Origin of the sequence: Pseudomonas sp. B21-053, from assembly GCF_026016365.1 — a bacterium.
Classification (GTDB): domain Bacteria; phylum Pseudomonadota; class Gammaproteobacteria; order Pseudomonadales; family Pseudomonadaceae; genus Aquipseudomonas; species Aquipseudomonas nunensis.
In genome coordinates this window covers 5,117,991-5,132,429 of record NZ_CP087205.1, presented here as the reverse complement: position 1 = coordinate 5,132,429, position 14,439 = coordinate 5,117,991, and the positions used below count along the sequence as shown (strand labels likewise).

Below are 14,439 nucleotides of genomic sequence, written 5' to 3'. Positions count from 1 at the left end.
TAATTTGCATCAGGACCGCATATGATTTGTTAAGTCACGTTAAAAACACGTTTATTTGTTTTTTCATGATTTTACAAATAAGGGTTTTTTGTGCGGAGATATCAGGCCTTATGGATCGTTTCAATGGTGAAGAGTGGCTTCATTGCGATAAGTATTCATGTTGCGTTTTCAGAGCACGCTAAATGAGCCCGAGATCCATACTGGTGACTGGCGGTTCAGGTTTTTTGGGCGGCGCTTTGTTGCGCCACCTGGCATCCTCAGATGAGTATTCCTTGATCGCTTCGCTGCGAGATGGGCGTACCGATCTCCCGCAATCAATTCGAAAAGTTACACTCGGAGATTTGACGCCCTCCAATAATTGGCGAGAAGCATTAACCGATGTCGACGTCGTTGTTCATGCTGCCGCGCGAGTGCACGTCATGAATGAGGCATCGGCTGATCCTCTGGCCGCATTTCGTTTCGTCAATGTGGACGCCACTTTGAACCTCGCTCGACAAGCCATAGAGGCGGGGGTAAAGCGGTTCATTTACATCAGCTCAATAAAGGTTAATGGAGAGTTCTCCGAACCCGGGGCAGCACTCACCGCTGATGACATACCGGCTCCAGTAGACCCTTACGGAATTTCGAAACTTGAAGCCGAGTTGGGATTGCGTAGTTTGGCTGCGAACACGCCAATGGAAATTGTGATCATTCGTCCGGTGCTTGTTTACGGCCCGGGAGTGAGAGCCAACTTTCTGAATATGATTCGCTGGCTGGACAAAGGTGTTCCTTTGCCTTTTGGTGCGGTTAACAACAAACGTAGTCTGGTGAGTCTGGATAACCTTATTGATCTCATTATCACTTGCTTCAGCCATCCGCTAGCGGCCAACCAGACGTTTTTGGCTAGCGATGGTGAAGATGTATCCACCACTGAGTTGCTGCGTAAAATCGCCGCTGTTCTGAACAAACGTGTCGTCTTGCTTCCGTTGCCAGTCGGTTTGATGACGCTCGCGGCAAGACTGCTGGGCAAGGCCGCCATTGCGAATAGGCTCTTTGGCTCTCTCCAGGTGGATATCAGCAAGAACAAACGTCTCTTGGGATGGACCCCCCCCGTTACCCTCGACCGGGGATTAAGTGCTGCCGTGCAGCCATTTTTGGAATCCCGAAAATCATGAATTACTGGTGGCTCATACCGACTCTGGCCGGCATTTCCTATGCGCTGACGGCCATTTTGCGGCGTTACGCCTTGTCTCGAAGCCTTTTGGATATCCCTAATGGCCGAAGTTCTCATTCGGTACCGACCCCGCGGGGTGGTGGCGTCGCGATCGTTCTGACCTTTCTCGCGGCGTTGGTGGCTCTGTTTGCCGAAGACCTGATAGCCCAACCGATTTTTTTTGCGTTGTCGGGGGCCGGTGCGCTGACCGCGATCGTTGGTTTTCTGGATGATCATGGGCATGTTGCCGCGCGCTGGCGATTGCTGACGCATTTTGCAGCTGCGAGCTGGGGGGCTTACTGGTTGGGAGGTTTGCCTGCGATCAGCATGTTCGGCGTAAGCATGGACCTGGGCTTGTTCGGGCACCTGCTGGCGGTGGTCTATCTGGTCTGGATGCTGAATCTTTACAACTTCATGGACGGCATCGATGGCATTGCCGCGATTGAGGCGGTAACAGTCTGCCTTGGAGGTTGTCTACTTTATTGGGCAAACAATGCGCTGGATTCGATAGCGTCTCCGATTTTGCTTGTTGCCTGTGTCGCGGGTTTCCTGTGCTGGAATTTTCCCCCTGCAAGGATCTTCATGGGTGATGCCGGGAGCGGTTTTCTGGGGGTGATAATCGGTGTGTTATCGCTCCAGGCCGCTTGGGTGTCCCCGGAACTGTTCTGGGGTTGGCTGATTCTGCTTGGCGTTTTCATCGTTGATGCAACGTTCACCCTGCTGCGTCGTCTGGTACGGGGCGATAAAATCTACGAAGCCCATCGCAGCCATGCTTATCAGTTTGCGTCGCGTCAATTTGGCAGGCATCTGCCTGTGACTTTGTCGGTGGGCCTGATCAACGTGTTTTGGCTGTTACCCATAGCGTTTTGCGTTGTTTATTACCGTTTTGATGGTGCAGGGGCCCTGGTTATTGCTTATGTACCGCTGGTTTTTTTGGCAATGCGGTACAAGGCGGGCCAACTTGAGGGTGAATCGTCAAAGAACTGACGAGCAGTCTTGTCGTTTGGGATTACAGTGCTATTCCTGTACTGGAAAGCTTTGCCTTACGATCTAGCCAGTTTAAGGGAGAGCACTGAGGTGGTGGACGGATTTATGGATAAAGTCAGAGCGTATTTGCTGGGACTCCCCCGGCGGCGCAAGAGGTTGATTCAGGTTGCCACTGACACAGTGTTGGTGTGGCTTGCCCTTTGGTTGGCCTTCATCGTCCGTCTGGGCATCGATGATATGTACAACCCGCTGCGGGTCCACTTGTGGCTTTTCGCTGCTGCTCCGCTGGTCGCCATCCCTCTTTTTATCCGCTTTGGCATGTACCGCGCGGTCATGCGCTACTTTGGCAACGATGCGCTGATTGCGATTATCAAGGCTGTGAGCCTTTCTGCGTTGATATTGGCCGTGGTGGTCTACTGGTACAGCAACCATGAGGCGGTTGTCCCGCGGTCGATCATATTCAACTATTGGTGGTTGAGCCTGGTGATCATTGGCGGCCTGCGTCTGTGCATGCGCCAGTACTTCATGGGCGACTGGTTTACGGCTGCCAAACACGTCCCCTTCACCAATCGCGACGACGGCCTGACCAAGGTTGCGATCTATGGCGCCGGCGTGGCTGGCAACCAGCTTGTCGCGGCGCTACGCATGGGGCGGGTGATGCGGCCGGTGGCGTTCATTGATGATGATCCCGGTATCTCGGATCGTTCGATATCAGGTCTTCAGGTCTATAAACCCAAACATATCCAGCAGATGATCGATGTCACCGGTGCCCAGGAAATCCTCCTGGCCTTGCCGTCATCGACCCGTGCACGGCGCCGGGAAATCCTCAATATGCTTGAGGGTTACCCTCTCCACATACGCAGCGTCCCCAATGTCACCGACCTGGCCAGTGGTCGGGTAAAGGTCGAAGACATTCAGGAAGTGGATATCGCGGACTTGCTGGGCCGCGACGCGGTTCCTGCGCAGCCGGATTTGCTCTCGCGTTGTATCAAAGGCAAGACCGTGATGGTCACCGGCGCCGGTGGTTCGATCGGTGCGGAGCTTTGCCGCCAGATATTCTCGCTGGGGCCGACCACGCTCTTGTTGTTCGAACACAGCGAATTCAACCTCTACAGCATTCTGTCCGAGTTGGAGCAGCGCGGCTGTCGCGAGTCGGTGTCGGTGAAGTTGTTGCCGATCCTCGGCTCTATTCGCCATCAGGACAAACTCCTTGATGTGATGAGGACCTGGCGCGTCGATACTGTCTACCACGCGGCCGCTTACAAGCATGTGCCCATGGTCGAACATAATATTGCCGAAGGGGTGCTCAACAACGTCATTGGCACGTTGAACACTGCTCAAGCGGCCTTGCAGTCCGGTGTTTCCAACTTTGTGTTGATCTCAACTGACAAGGCGGTTCGTCCGACCAATGTCATGGGCAGCACCAAGCGCCTGGCCGAATTGACGCTTCAAGCCCTTAGCCGCGAAATTGCCCCGGTGTTGTTCGGCGACAAAGGCAACGTATCCCGCGTCAACAAAACCCGCTTCACCATGGTGCGCTTCGGTAATGTACTGGGGTCTTCAGGTTCGGTGATTCCGCTGTTCCACAGTCAGATCAAATCAGGCGGCCCGCTGACCGTCACCCATCCGAAAATTACTCGTTACTTCATGACCATCCCGGAAGCGGCACAATTGGTGATCCAGGCCGGCTCCATGGGGTTGGGCGGTGATGTGTTCGTGCTCGACATGGGCGAACCGGTAAAAATCGTCGAGCTGGCGGAGAAGATGATTCACCTATCCGGCTTGAGTATTCGTTCGGAGAAGAACCCTCAAGGCGATATTTCCATCGAATTCACCGGCCTGCGTCCGGGCGAGAAACTCTACGAAGAATTACTGATCGGCGACAACGTGGTGGCGACGCCCCATCCAATGATCATGAGCGCTCACGAAGATCATCTGCCTTGGGATGTGCTCAAGGTCCGGTTGACGGAGCTGCTCAACGCTGTCGAGCAGGATGACTACTCCCGTGTCCGTCTACTCTTGCGTGAAACCGTCAGTGGCTACACTCCCGACGGCGAAATCGTCGACTGGATCTACCAGCAGCGCCGTCTCGAACCCTGATTGTTTCATATTTTGAAACGTACACACTTTTGACAGCTCCGTCACATCGCCTAAGTTTGTAGAGCAGCTTCGGAAAAGCTGCTTTCTCAATCGATGTCATGGAGCTTCACTTATGCGTACAGGTTATTTCTCCTCCCTGGTTTTTGCCCTGCTCACCAGCGCCTCTATTGCCGCCATTGCTGCGCCTGCGACAAAGCCTGAGGCTGTCAATGCGCCGCTGGTAATGGACGCTACTGCCAAGGCACAAGGCGAAAAAATCGACCTGAACGGTGCCGATGCCCCGACGCTGCAGCGTGAGCTGGCAGGTGTCGGCGAAGCCAAGGCCAAGGCGATTGTTGCATATCGTGACACTAATGGGCCGTTTGCATCGGTGGATGAATTGCTGGAAGTGAAAGGGATCGGCAAGGCGATTCTGGACAGGAATCGCGATAAGCTCGAAGTGAACTAAGCTTGTAGAGCAACGCCAAGAGGCCGGTCATTGACCGGCCTTTTTACGTTCTGGCGCCAGCGCCTACGCTCGACCTTCCGTCAGCAAATAAAAAATTACGGCTATCATATAGCGGTTGAATTATGCCTATAATAAAAAGCTGAAGCGCTCTGGCGCTCGCTTTCCCTCAAGCATTTTCAGGAGCACTGTCATGAATTCTGCCAAGTCCCAAGGTACAGCTCTTGTCACCGGCGCTTCATCCGGTATCGGCGCAATTTACGCCGAGCGATTGGCGGCACGTGGTTTTGATTTGTTGTTGGTGGCTCGCGACGAGCAGCGGCTGGAAGCGGCGGCGAGCAAGCTGCGCGCCGAGCACGGCATTCAAGTTGAAGTGCTCAAGGCAGACCTGACGCAAAAGGATGATGTGTTGAAACTTGAACAGCGCCTGCGCAGCGATTCCAGCATCAGCCTGTTGCTCAACAACGCCGGGGTCGCTGCAGATGGCTTGCTGGCCAACGCCGACACGGAACAACTGGAGCGCTTGATTCAGCTCAACGTCACCAGCGTTACACGCCTGGCGTCGGCGGCAGCGGCCAGTTTTGCCAAGGCCGGGCGGGGCACGATTATCAATATTGCGTCGGTCGTCGCCTTGTTCCCTGAGCGGTTCAACGCGACTTATAGCGCCAGCAAGGCGTATGTTCTGAGTCTGACCCAATCGTTGAATGCTGAACTCAACGGCACTGGCGTCCAGGTTCAAGCGGTGTTGCCAGGGGTGACACGCACCGAAATCTGGGAGCGTTCCGGTATCGACGCCAGCGGCATCCCGGCTGAAATGATCATGGAGGCTGGGGAAATGGTCGACGCGGCGTTGTCCGGTCTGGACCAGGGTGAGTTGATCACGATTCCTTCGTTGCCCGACGCTGCCGATTGGGATGCCTTTGTAGCGGCGCGTCTGGTGTTGGCACCGAATCTTTCCAAAAGTAAGGCCGCCACGCGTTACAAGTGAGGCGCCATGAATCGGCTTGAGGTAATAGCGGTATGAGTGATCGTCGAGTAGTTGTAACGGGCATGGGCATTGTGTCGCCGCTGGGCACTGGCGTCGAAGCCGTTTGGGCGCGGCTGCTGGCCGGGCGCTCCGGACTGCGGGCGCTGCCAGATGAGGTGGTGGCCGATTTGCCGGCCAAGGTCGGCGGCCCTGTGCCGAGCCTGGCTGAAGATGCGGAAGCCGGCTTCGACCCCGACCGGGCCATCGCGCCCAAAGAACAGAAGAAGATGGACCGCTTCATTATGTTTGCCATGGAGGCTGCACGTCAGGCGCTGGAGCAGTCCGGTTGGAAAGCACTGGACGCCAATGCCCAGGAAAGGACGGCCACCATCATCGGATCTGGCGTGGGTGGTTTCGGCGCCATCGCCGATGCCGTGCGCACCACCGACACTCGTGGTCCGCGGCGTCTGTCGCCGTTCACCATTCCATCGTTCCTGGTCAATCTCGCCGCTGGCCACGTGTCGATCCAGCATGGTTTCAAAGGTCCATTGGGCGCGCCGGTCACAGCCTGTGCGGCCGGCGTTCAGGCGATCGGTGATGCGGCGCGGCTGATCCGTTGTGGCGAGGCCGATATTGCCGTGTGCGGCGGGGCAGAGGCGTCAATCGATCGCGTCAGCCTGGCCGGTTTTGCCGCTGCCCGTGCCTTGTCCAGTGGTTTCAACGACACGCCGGAGCGCGCCTCGCGACCGTTCGACAGTGATCGCGACGGCTTTGTGATGGGGGAGGGTTCCGGTCTGCTGGTGATCGAATCCCTTGAGCATGCGCTGGCCCGTGGTGCCCAGCCCATCGCGGAACTGGTTGGCTACGGCACCAGCGCCGATGCCTATCACCTGACCGCCGGTCCCGAGGACGGCAGCGGTGCCCGACGGGCGATGTCGTTGGCATTGGCGCAGGCGGGAATTTCGCCGGCGCAGGTCCAGCATCTGAATGCTCACGCGACCTCGACCCCGGTTGGGGATCTGGGTGAGTTGGCGGCGATCAAGTCATTGTTCGGGACGGACAACAAGATTGCCGTGACCTCGACCAAGTCTGCCACCGGGCATCTGCTCGGCGCCGCTGGCGGCATCGAAGCGATCTTCACGCTGTTGGCCATCCGCGATCAGATCGTGCCCGCGACCCTCAATTTCGAAACGCCGGACCCGGCAGCCCAAGGCGTGGATATCGTCCACGGCGAAGCGCGGTCGATGCCTATCGAATATGCGCTGTCCAATGGCTTCGGCTTCGGCGGGGTAAATGCCAGCGTGCTGTTCAAGCGTTGGCAGGGTTAGTCGCTGGATTGCTTGAGGTGATTGCGAGTGACGTCGAGAATCCGCTGGGCCAGCTCAGCGTTCTCGACACTGCGGGATAGTAAAAGCGCCCCGACCAGCGTCGACATGATGACGATGCTGCGTTCGGTGGCGTTTTCCCCTTCAAGGGTGCCTTGCACCTGTTCCAGTCGCGCGTTAAGCACCGCGTCGCTGGTGGGGCTTGCTTGCCCGCGCAACCCGAGTTCCGACGACATGGTCGGCAGCGGGCAGCCTTCATGGGGAGAGGTCCGATGCCATTCGGACAAATACGTGTCGATGAACGCATCCAGTGGACGCTCGGAAGCGAACAGCTCGGCGCAAACGCCTTCGACTTGCTCGCCAGCGGCCACCAAGGCCTTTTCCACCAGTTCATCCTTGGATTTGAAGTGCGAATAAAAGCCGCCGTGGGTCAGCCCCAGCGCTTTCATCAACGGTTGCAAGCCAGTCGCACCGATTCCGTCGCGGCGAAAGCGTGCTGACGCTTCCTTGATAATGCGTTGGTGGGTCTGGGCTTTATGGTCCTGCGAGTAACGCATCTCTAATCTCCGCGACAATGCGCCATCTTAACCAATGAATGTTGGATGGTGACTGTACTTCTACTCCTAAAAAGCATGCAGATGCGTCGAACCACAAAAAATAAACCCCGCCTTGGTGGCGGGGTTTTTTGTCAGCGGTCCTGGGCTTCCTTGGCATCCATTTCCGCATTGCGTTCGGCGACGCGTTTACGTTGCTCTTCGGTCAGATCGACCTTGGTGGCGGTGTCGCGCAACATCATCAAACCGCCAACGATCGAGCCGATTGCAACGACCAGAATCAACCAGGCATACCAGGGCATAGGGCTCTCCTTGAGGGCAGGCCGGTTGGCGGAGTTCGCCAACCGATCGTGCATACCACTTTGAGCGATTAATTTTCGCAGTGGTTCCATTCTATGCCTGTTACGCCATGCACATACCCCTGTAGGAGCTGCCGAAGGCTGCGATCTTTTGATCTTGGCGTCATTACGGGCGCTAAAGATCAAAAGATCGCAGCCTTCGGCAGCTCCTACGCGGTTCGCGTCTTACAAGCCGGTCAACATCGCATCCGCCGGCGCATCGGCCCGCAGTTGCGCGGTCAGCATGAAGTACACGAAACCCACCGCCATGAAGCCGAGGAAGATCAACCCGATCAACGCGTTGAACCACGCCATCGCCACCAGGCACACCACCGCCAGCACCAGCGCAATCATCGGCACCAGTGGATAGCATGGCGCGCGGAAGGTGCGTTCCAGATTCGGCTCGGTTTTACGCAGTTTGAACAGGCTGAGCATGCTCATGATGTACATCACGATCGCGCCGAACACCGCCATGGTGATCATCGCCGCCGTCAGCGTCATGCCGCCGAGGTTGATCAAACCGTCGCTATAGATAGCGGCGATACCGATCAGGCCTCCAGCGATGATCGCCCGGTGCGGGGTCTGGAAACGCGACAGTTTGGCCAGGGATTTAGGCAGGTAACCCGCACGGGCGAGGGCGAAGAACTGCCGCGAATAGCCAAGGATGATCCCGTGGAAACTCGCCACCAGGCCGAACAGGCCGATCCACACCAGCATGTGCAACCAGCCGGAGCTTTCGCCCACAACGGTTTTCATCGCTTGCGGCAGCGGGTCGTTGATGTTCGACAGGGTGCGCCAGTCACCAACGCCGCCGGCAAAGAACATCACGTCCATGGCCAGCAGCACCAGGGTCAGGATGCCGCTGATGTAAGCCTTCGGAATCGTGCGTTTCGGGTCCTTGGCTTCCTCGGCGGCCATGGCGGCGCCTTCGATAGCGAGGAAAAACCAGATCGCGAACGGGATCGCCGCGAACATCCCGGCAATCGCCGGTGCGCCGAACACATCGGAACCGGCCCAGCCATTCAGGGCGAAGTTGCTGAAACTGAACGCCGGGGCGACCACGCCCATAAACACCAGCAGTTCCGCCACGGCCAATACGCAGACGATCAACTCGAAGGTGGCCGCGAGTTTCACCCCGAGGATGTTCAGGCCCATGAACACGATGTAGGCGCCGACCGCTGCGTGCTTCGGATCAAGCGCTGGAAACTGCACATTCAGATAGGCGCCAATCGCCAGCGCGATAGCCGGCGGGGCGAAGACGAATTCGATCAGCGTCGCCAGCCCGGCGATCAATCCGCCTTTTTCGCCAAAGGCGCGGCGGCTGTAGGCAAACGGCCCGCCGGCATGGGGAATCGCGGTAGTCAGCTCGGTGAAACTGAAGATAAAGCAGGTGTACATGGTGGCGACCATAAAAGAAGTCACCAGAAAGCCCAATGTCCCCGCCACGCCCCAGCCATAACTCCAGCCGAAGTACTCACCGGAAATCACCAGCCCGACCGCAATGCCCCACAGGTGCAGCGTGCCCAGCGTGGGTTTGAGTTGTGTGTTCATGCGTTGCTCCCTGAACGGTTTGGAAAGCTCGGGGGAGGGCGTTGCAGTGGGCGTGCCATTTTGTATTTGGGCGTCGTAAAGCGGTTAAAGCTGTCGTATCGGGGATGATCGGCGCTGGATGTCGGCTTTTTGTGCGCCAGTTGGGAGCAGGGTCGCCCGATATGCCGCCTTCGCGAGCAGGCTCGCTCCCACAGGGGATTTGTGAACGACGCAAAACCAATGTGGGAGCGAGCCTGCTCGCGAAGAGGCCCACCCAGTCACCACAAAACCAACCTGTAACGCCCGCATAAACCCACTCTTTACGCTTTCTTTATGCCCCGCCACACCCCTCGCTCTCGTTCCTTTACAGCCTTGTTTCCGACAATGACTCCACACGCGGCAATACGCCGTAACACGGAGAACTTCCATGAGCGTTCTGGACGGGGTGTCACTGCTATTGGCAGTGGGGCTGTTCATTTATCTGTTGGTTGCGCTGTTGCGCGCGGACCGGAACTAGGAGCGGCTATGCACAGTTATGACTATTGGCTGATCCTGGCCTTCTTCGCCGTGGTGTTGATCCCGGCACCGTTCCTTGGGCGTTTCTACTACAAGGTCATGGAAGGCCAGCGCACGTGGCTGTCGCCGATCCTCGGCCCGGTCGAGCGTGGCTGTTACCGAGTGGCCGGCGTGGATCCGCAGGCCGAACAGAGCTGGCAGAAATACACCCTGGCCTTGCTCGCCTTCAACCTCGCGGGTTTCTTGCTGTTGTTCGCGATCCTGTTGTTCCAGGATCACTTGCCGCTCAACCCGCAAAACCTGCCGGGCCAAGAGTGGACGCTGGCGTTCAACACCGCCGTCAGCTTCATGACCAACACCAACTGGCAGGCCTACAGCGGTGAAGCGTCCCTGAGCTACCTGAGTCAGATGGTCGGCCTCACCGTGCAGAACTTCGTCAGCGCCGCCACCGGCCTCGCCGTGCTGGTTGCCTTGTGCCGTGGTATCGGTCGCAAGTCGACCAAGAGCCTGGGCAACTTCTGGGTCGACATGACCCGCGCCACCCTCTACGGCCTGCTGCCGCTGTGCCTGCTGCTGGCGCTGTACCTGGTCTGGCAGGGCGTGCCGCAAACTTTTGCGCAGTACGTGAATGCCGTGACCATGCAGGGTGTCGATCAGGTCATTCCGCTCGGCCCGGCTGCCAGCCAGATTGCGATCAAGCAACTTGGCACCAACGGCGGTGGCTTCTTCGGCGTCAACTCGGCGCATCCGTTCGAGAACCCGACGGCGTGGAGCAACCTGTTTGAGATGGCCTCGATCATCCTGATCCCGGTGGCGCTGGTGTTCACCTTCGGCCACTACGTGAAGGACCTGCGTCAGAGCCGCGCGATTGTGGCCTGCATGTTTGCGCTGTTCCTGATCGGCGGCGCGACGTCGCTGTGGGCCGAGTACCAACCGAACCCGACCCTGGCCAACGCTGCCGTCGAACAGACCGCACCGCTGGAAGGCAAGGAAGCGCGCTTCGGTACGACGGCGACAGTGCTGTGGTCAGTGACCACGACGGCGGCGTCCAACGGTTCGGTCAACGCCATGCACGACAGCCTCAACCCGCTGACCGGCATGGTCGCGCTGGTCAACATGATGGTCGGCGAAGTGATCTTCGGCGGCGTCGGCGCCGGGCTTTACGGCATGTTGCTCAACGTGTTGATCGCGGTGTTCCTCGCCGGCCTGATGATCGGCCGCACCCCGGAATACCTCGGCAAGAAACTGCAGGCCAGGGAAGTGCAACTGCTGGTGGTGACCCTGCTGGTGATGCCGGTTGGCGTGCTGGTGCTCGGCGCGATTGCCGCCAGCCTGCCGGGCCCGGTCGCCGCGGTGAGTAACCCCGGCGCCCACGGTTTCAGTCAGTTGCTCTACGCCTACACCTCGGCCAGTGCCAACAACGGCTCGGCGTTCGGTGGCTTCGGCGCCAACACCGCGTTCCACAACCTGATGCTGGGGCTGGGCATGTTGATCGGTCGCTTTGGTTACATCCTCCCGGTTCTGGCGTTGGCCGGCAGCCTGGCGATGAAGAAAACCGCACCGATCGGCCAGAACAGCTTCCCGACTCATGGCCCGCTATTTGTGACGTTGCTGACCGTGACCATTTTGCTCGTGGGTGGCCTGACCTTCTTGCCGACGTTGGCACTGGGTCCGATTGCCGAACACTTGAGCATGGGCTTCTGAGGATTGAATGATGAATATGCCCGCAACTAAACCGGCGCCTGTCAAAGCCCCGGAACAACCGAAAACCGCGATCTCGGCCCTGTGGCGTCCGGCGCTGGTGCAAGCCTTCGTCAAACTCGACCCTCGGCAATTGCAGCGCGCGCCGGTGATGCTGGTGGTCGAACTGACCGCCGTGCTGACCACCGTGCTCTGCTTTATTCCCGACAGCGCCGTGCCGACCTTCGTCGCCGCGCAAATCGCGTTGTGGCTGTGGTTCACCGTGCTGTTCGCCAACTTCGCCGAAGCCCTGGCCGAAGGTCGCGGCAAGGCCCGCGCCGACAGCCTCAAGGCTGGCAGCGAAGGTTTGAGCGCCCGGCGCCGGACTTCCAATGGCACCTTCCAGGTGGTGCCCGCCACCAGCCTGCGCAAGGATGATGTGGTGCGCGTCGAAGCCGGGGAAATGATTCCCGGTGACGGCGAGGTGATTGAAGGTATCGCGGCGGTTAACGAAGCGGCGATTACCGGTGAATCCGCGCCGGTGATTCGCGAATCCGGCGGCGACCGTTCGGCCGTCACCGGCAACACCCGGCTGGTGTCCGACTGGCTGCTGGTGCGCATCACCGCCAACCCGGGCGAATCGACGCTGGATCGGATGATCGCGCTGGTCGAAGGCGCCAAACGCCAGAAAACCCCGAACGAAGTAGCGCTCGACATCCTGCTGATCGGCTTGACCCTGATCTTCCTGCTGGTGGTCGTGACCCTGCAACCGTTCGCCCACTTCGCCAATGGCAGCTTGCCGCTGGTGTTCCTGGTGGCATTATTGGTCACGCTGATTCCGACCACGATTGGTGGTTTGTTGTCGGCTATCGGTATCGCCGGGATGGACCGTCTGGTGCGGCTGAACGTAATCGCCAAATCCGGGCGCGCCGTGGAAGCGGCGGGGGACGTGCACGTCCTGCTGCTGGACAAGACCGGCACCATCACTTTCGGTAACCGTCGTTGCACCGCCGTCTATGCAGCGCCAGGCGTCAACGCGAAAGAACTGGCCGAGGGGGCGTTGTTTGCTTCGCTGGCCGACGATACCGCTGAAGGTAAATCCATCGTCGAGTACCTGCGGGGGACTCATCCGCAGCCCGAGCCGTCCGCCGAGTTGCTGACCGCCGTGCCGTTCAGCGCCGAGACTCGCCTGTCCGGTGTCGACTATCAGGGCCGCGTGTACCGCAAAGGCGCGGTGGATTCGCTGCTGGCCTTCGTCGGCCTGAAACGTGCCGACCTGGCAGCGTCCCTGTCCCGGGAAATCGACAAGATTGCCCAGAGCGGCGGCACGCCGTTGCTGGTGTGTGCCGACGGCAAATTGCTCGGCGCGATCCACCTCAAGGACGTGGTCAAGCCTGGCATTCGCGAACGTTTCGCCGAGCTGCGCAAGTTGGGCATCCGCACCGTCATGGTGACCGGCGACAACCCGCTGACTGCGGCGGCGATTGCAGCTGAAGCCGGTGTGGATGACGTCTTGGCCGAAGCCACCCCGGAGAAAAAACTGGCGCGCATTCGCCACGAGCAGAACGATGGTCGCCTGGTCGCGATGTGCGGCGACGGCGCCAACGATGCCCCGGCCCTGGCCCAGGCAGACGTGGGCATGGCGATGAACGACGGTACGCAAGCGGCACGCGAGGCGGCGAACATGGTCGACCTCGACAGCGATCCGACCAAGCTGCTGGACGTGGTGCAAATCGGCAAGGAATTGCTGGTGACTCGCGGCGCGCTGACGACCTTTTCCATCGCCAACGACGTGGCCAAGTACTTCGCGATCCTGCCGGCGCTGTTCGCCTCGATCTACCCGCAACTTGGCGTGCTCAACGTCATGCACCTGAGCAGTCCGCAGAGCGCGATCCTCTCGGCGATTGTGTTCAACGCCTTGATCATCGTGGTGCTGATTCCACTGGCGTTGCGCGGTGTTCGCGTACAGGCGGCGAGTGCGGCGGCGTTGTTGCGACGCAACCTGCTGATCTATGGGTTGGGTGGGATTCTGGTGCCGTTCGTGGGCATCAAGGCGATCGACATGCTGTTGACGGCGTTGCATTTGGTTTGACCCTGAGTGGTGTGCCCACCACACCGCCTTCGCGAGCAGGCTCGCTTCCACAATTTGAAATGCATTCCCCTGTGGGAGCGGGCTTGCTCGCGAAGAAGCCAACACGGTCCACCTGACTAAACGCTGTATTTGTTCTCTGAATTCGAGGATTTTGAAATGTCCACAATGATACGTCCGGCCCTGAGCCTGCTGGTGCTGATGACCCTGATCACCGGCGTCGCCTACCCCTTGGTGGTCACCGGCGTCGCGCAAGTCGCGTTCCCGGACCAGGCCAACGGCAGCCTGGTGCGTGACGCCGACGGCAAGGTCCGTGGTTCGTCACTGATTGCCCAGGATTTCGTCGGTGACGCCTGGTTCCATCCACGGCCATCGGCCGGTGCATTTGCCACGGTGTCGAGCAGCGCCAGCAACCTCTCGCCGAGCAACCCGGCGCTGGCTACGCGAGTGATCGACGATGCCAACAAATTGCTGGTGCCAGGGCAAGGTCCGGTGCCGTTGGCGATGTTGACCACCTCCGGCAGCGGCCTCGATCCACACTTGCCTCCGGCGGCGATTGCCTATCAACTGGCGCGTGTTGCGGCGGCGCGTAATGTGCCGGTGTCGACGCTTCAGCAACTGCTGAACGCGAATATCGAGCAGCCGTTGGTGGGGCCGCCGGTGGTTAATGTGTTGGCGTTGAATATCGCGCTGGAAAAGCTATAGATCGGTGGCGC

13 protein-coding genes are annotated in these 14,439 nt (G+C 59.0%); 10 read left to right on the top strand and 3 right to left on the bottom strand.

What is annotated here, in order from left to right; translation table 11 throughout:
• Positions 1-182: 182 nt before the first annotated feature.
• The 6 genes from LOY68_RS22850 (at position 183) to fabF (ending at position 7,019) form a co-directional block, all read left to right on the top strand.
• Entirely contained in the window at positions 183-1,154 is a 972-nt protein-coding gene (locus tag LOY68_RS22850) for a UDP-glucose 4-epimerase family protein (RefSeq protein WP_163913157.1), read from the top strand.
• On the top strand, positions 1,151-2,179 hold the full coding sequence (locus LOY68_RS22845; protein ID WP_163913159.1) for an MraY family glycosyltransferase: 1,029 nt from the start codon (positions 1,151-1,153) through the stop codon (positions 2,177-2,179). The genes LOY68_RS22850 and LOY68_RS22845 overlap by 4 nt, the downstream gene beginning before the upstream one ends.
• Before the next feature lie 105 nt (positions 2,180-2,284).
• Complete coding sequence (locus LOY68_RS22840; RefSeq protein ID WP_163913161.1) at positions 2,285-4,279, top strand: polysaccharide biosynthesis protein; 1,995 nt, start codon at positions 2,285-2,287, stop codon at positions 4,277-4,279.
• 112 nt (positions 4,280-4,391) lie between these two features.
• Positions 4,392-4,727, top strand: a complete 336-nt coding sequence (locus LOY68_RS22835; protein WP_265040156.1) for a ComEA family DNA-binding protein — start codon at positions 4,392-4,394, stop codon at positions 4,725-4,727.
• A 190-nt stretch (positions 4,728-4,917) separates the two neighbouring features.
• Positions 4,918-5,712 carry an SDR family NAD(P)-dependent oxidoreductase gene (locus LOY68_RS22830; RefSeq protein ID WP_163913165.1) on the top strand — a complete coding sequence of 265 codons (795 nt, stop codon included), beginning with the start codon at positions 4,918-4,920 and terminating at the stop codon, positions 5,710-5,712.
• Between the two features lie 32 nt (positions 5,713-5,744).
• Positions 5,745-7,019 (top strand): beta-ketoacyl-ACP synthase II, encoded by a 1,275-nt coding sequence (gene fabF, locus LOY68_RS22825; RefSeq protein ID WP_265040155.1) that lies wholly within the window; start codon positions 5,745-5,747, stop codon positions 7,017-7,019.
• Here the strand turns inward: fabF and LOY68_RS22820 are convergent.
• The 3 genes from LOY68_RS22820 to eat all read right to left on the bottom strand — a co-directional run bounded on the left by LOY68_RS22820 (position 7,016) and on the right by eat (position 9,459).
• Positions 7,016-7,573, bottom strand: a complete 558-nt coding sequence (locus LOY68_RS22820; RefSeq protein ID WP_265040153.1) for a TetR/AcrR family transcriptional regulator — start codon at positions 7,571-7,573, stop codon at positions 7,016-7,018. The two genes, fabF and LOY68_RS22820, sit on opposite strands and share 4 nt — an antisense overlap.
• A gap of 131 nt (positions 7,574-7,704) precedes the next feature.
• On the bottom strand, positions 7,705-7,872 hold the full coding sequence (locus tag LOY68_RS22815) for a DUF2897 family protein (RefSeq protein ID WP_081744012.1): 168 nt from the start codon (positions 7,870-7,872) through the stop codon (positions 7,705-7,707).
• 222 nt (positions 7,873-8,094) lie between these two features.
• A complete protein-coding gene (eat, locus tag LOY68_RS22810) occupies positions 8,095-9,459 on the bottom strand; it encodes an ethanolamine permease (protein ID WP_265040151.1) in 1,365 nt (454 codons plus the stop codon).
• A gap of 406 nt (positions 9,460-9,865) precedes the next feature.
• On the opposite strand from eat, the gene kdpF reads away from it, so the two are divergent.
• The 4 genes from kdpF (at position 9,866) to kdpC (ending at position 14,428) form a co-directional block, all read left to right on the top strand.
• Complete coding sequence (kdpF, locus tag LOY68_RS22805; RefSeq protein ID WP_007899818.1) at positions 9,866-9,955, top strand: K(+)-transporting ATPase subunit F; 90 nt, start codon at positions 9,866-9,868, stop codon at positions 9,953-9,955.
• 8 nt (positions 9,956-9,963) lie between these two features.
• Positions 9,964-11,658 carry a potassium-transporting ATPase subunit KdpA gene (kdpA, locus tag LOY68_RS22800; RefSeq protein ID WP_163913171.1) on the top strand — a complete coding sequence of 565 codons (1,695 nt, stop codon included), beginning with the start codon at positions 9,964-9,966 and terminating at the stop codon, positions 11,656-11,658.
• A 10-nt stretch (positions 11,659-11,668) separates the two neighbouring features.
• Positions 11,669-13,726, top strand: coding sequence for a potassium-transporting ATPase subunit KdpB (kdpB, locus tag LOY68_RS22795; protein WP_163913173.1), 2,058 nt, complete (start codon positions 11,669-11,671; stop codon positions 13,724-13,726).
• 156 nt (positions 13,727-13,882) lie between these two features.
• Positions 13,883-14,428, top strand: coding sequence for a potassium-transporting ATPase subunit KdpC (gene kdpC / locus LOY68_RS22790; RefSeq protein WP_054051967.1), 546 nt, complete (start codon positions 13,883-13,885; stop codon positions 14,426-14,428).
• Positions 14,429-14,439: the final 11 nt, after the last annotated feature.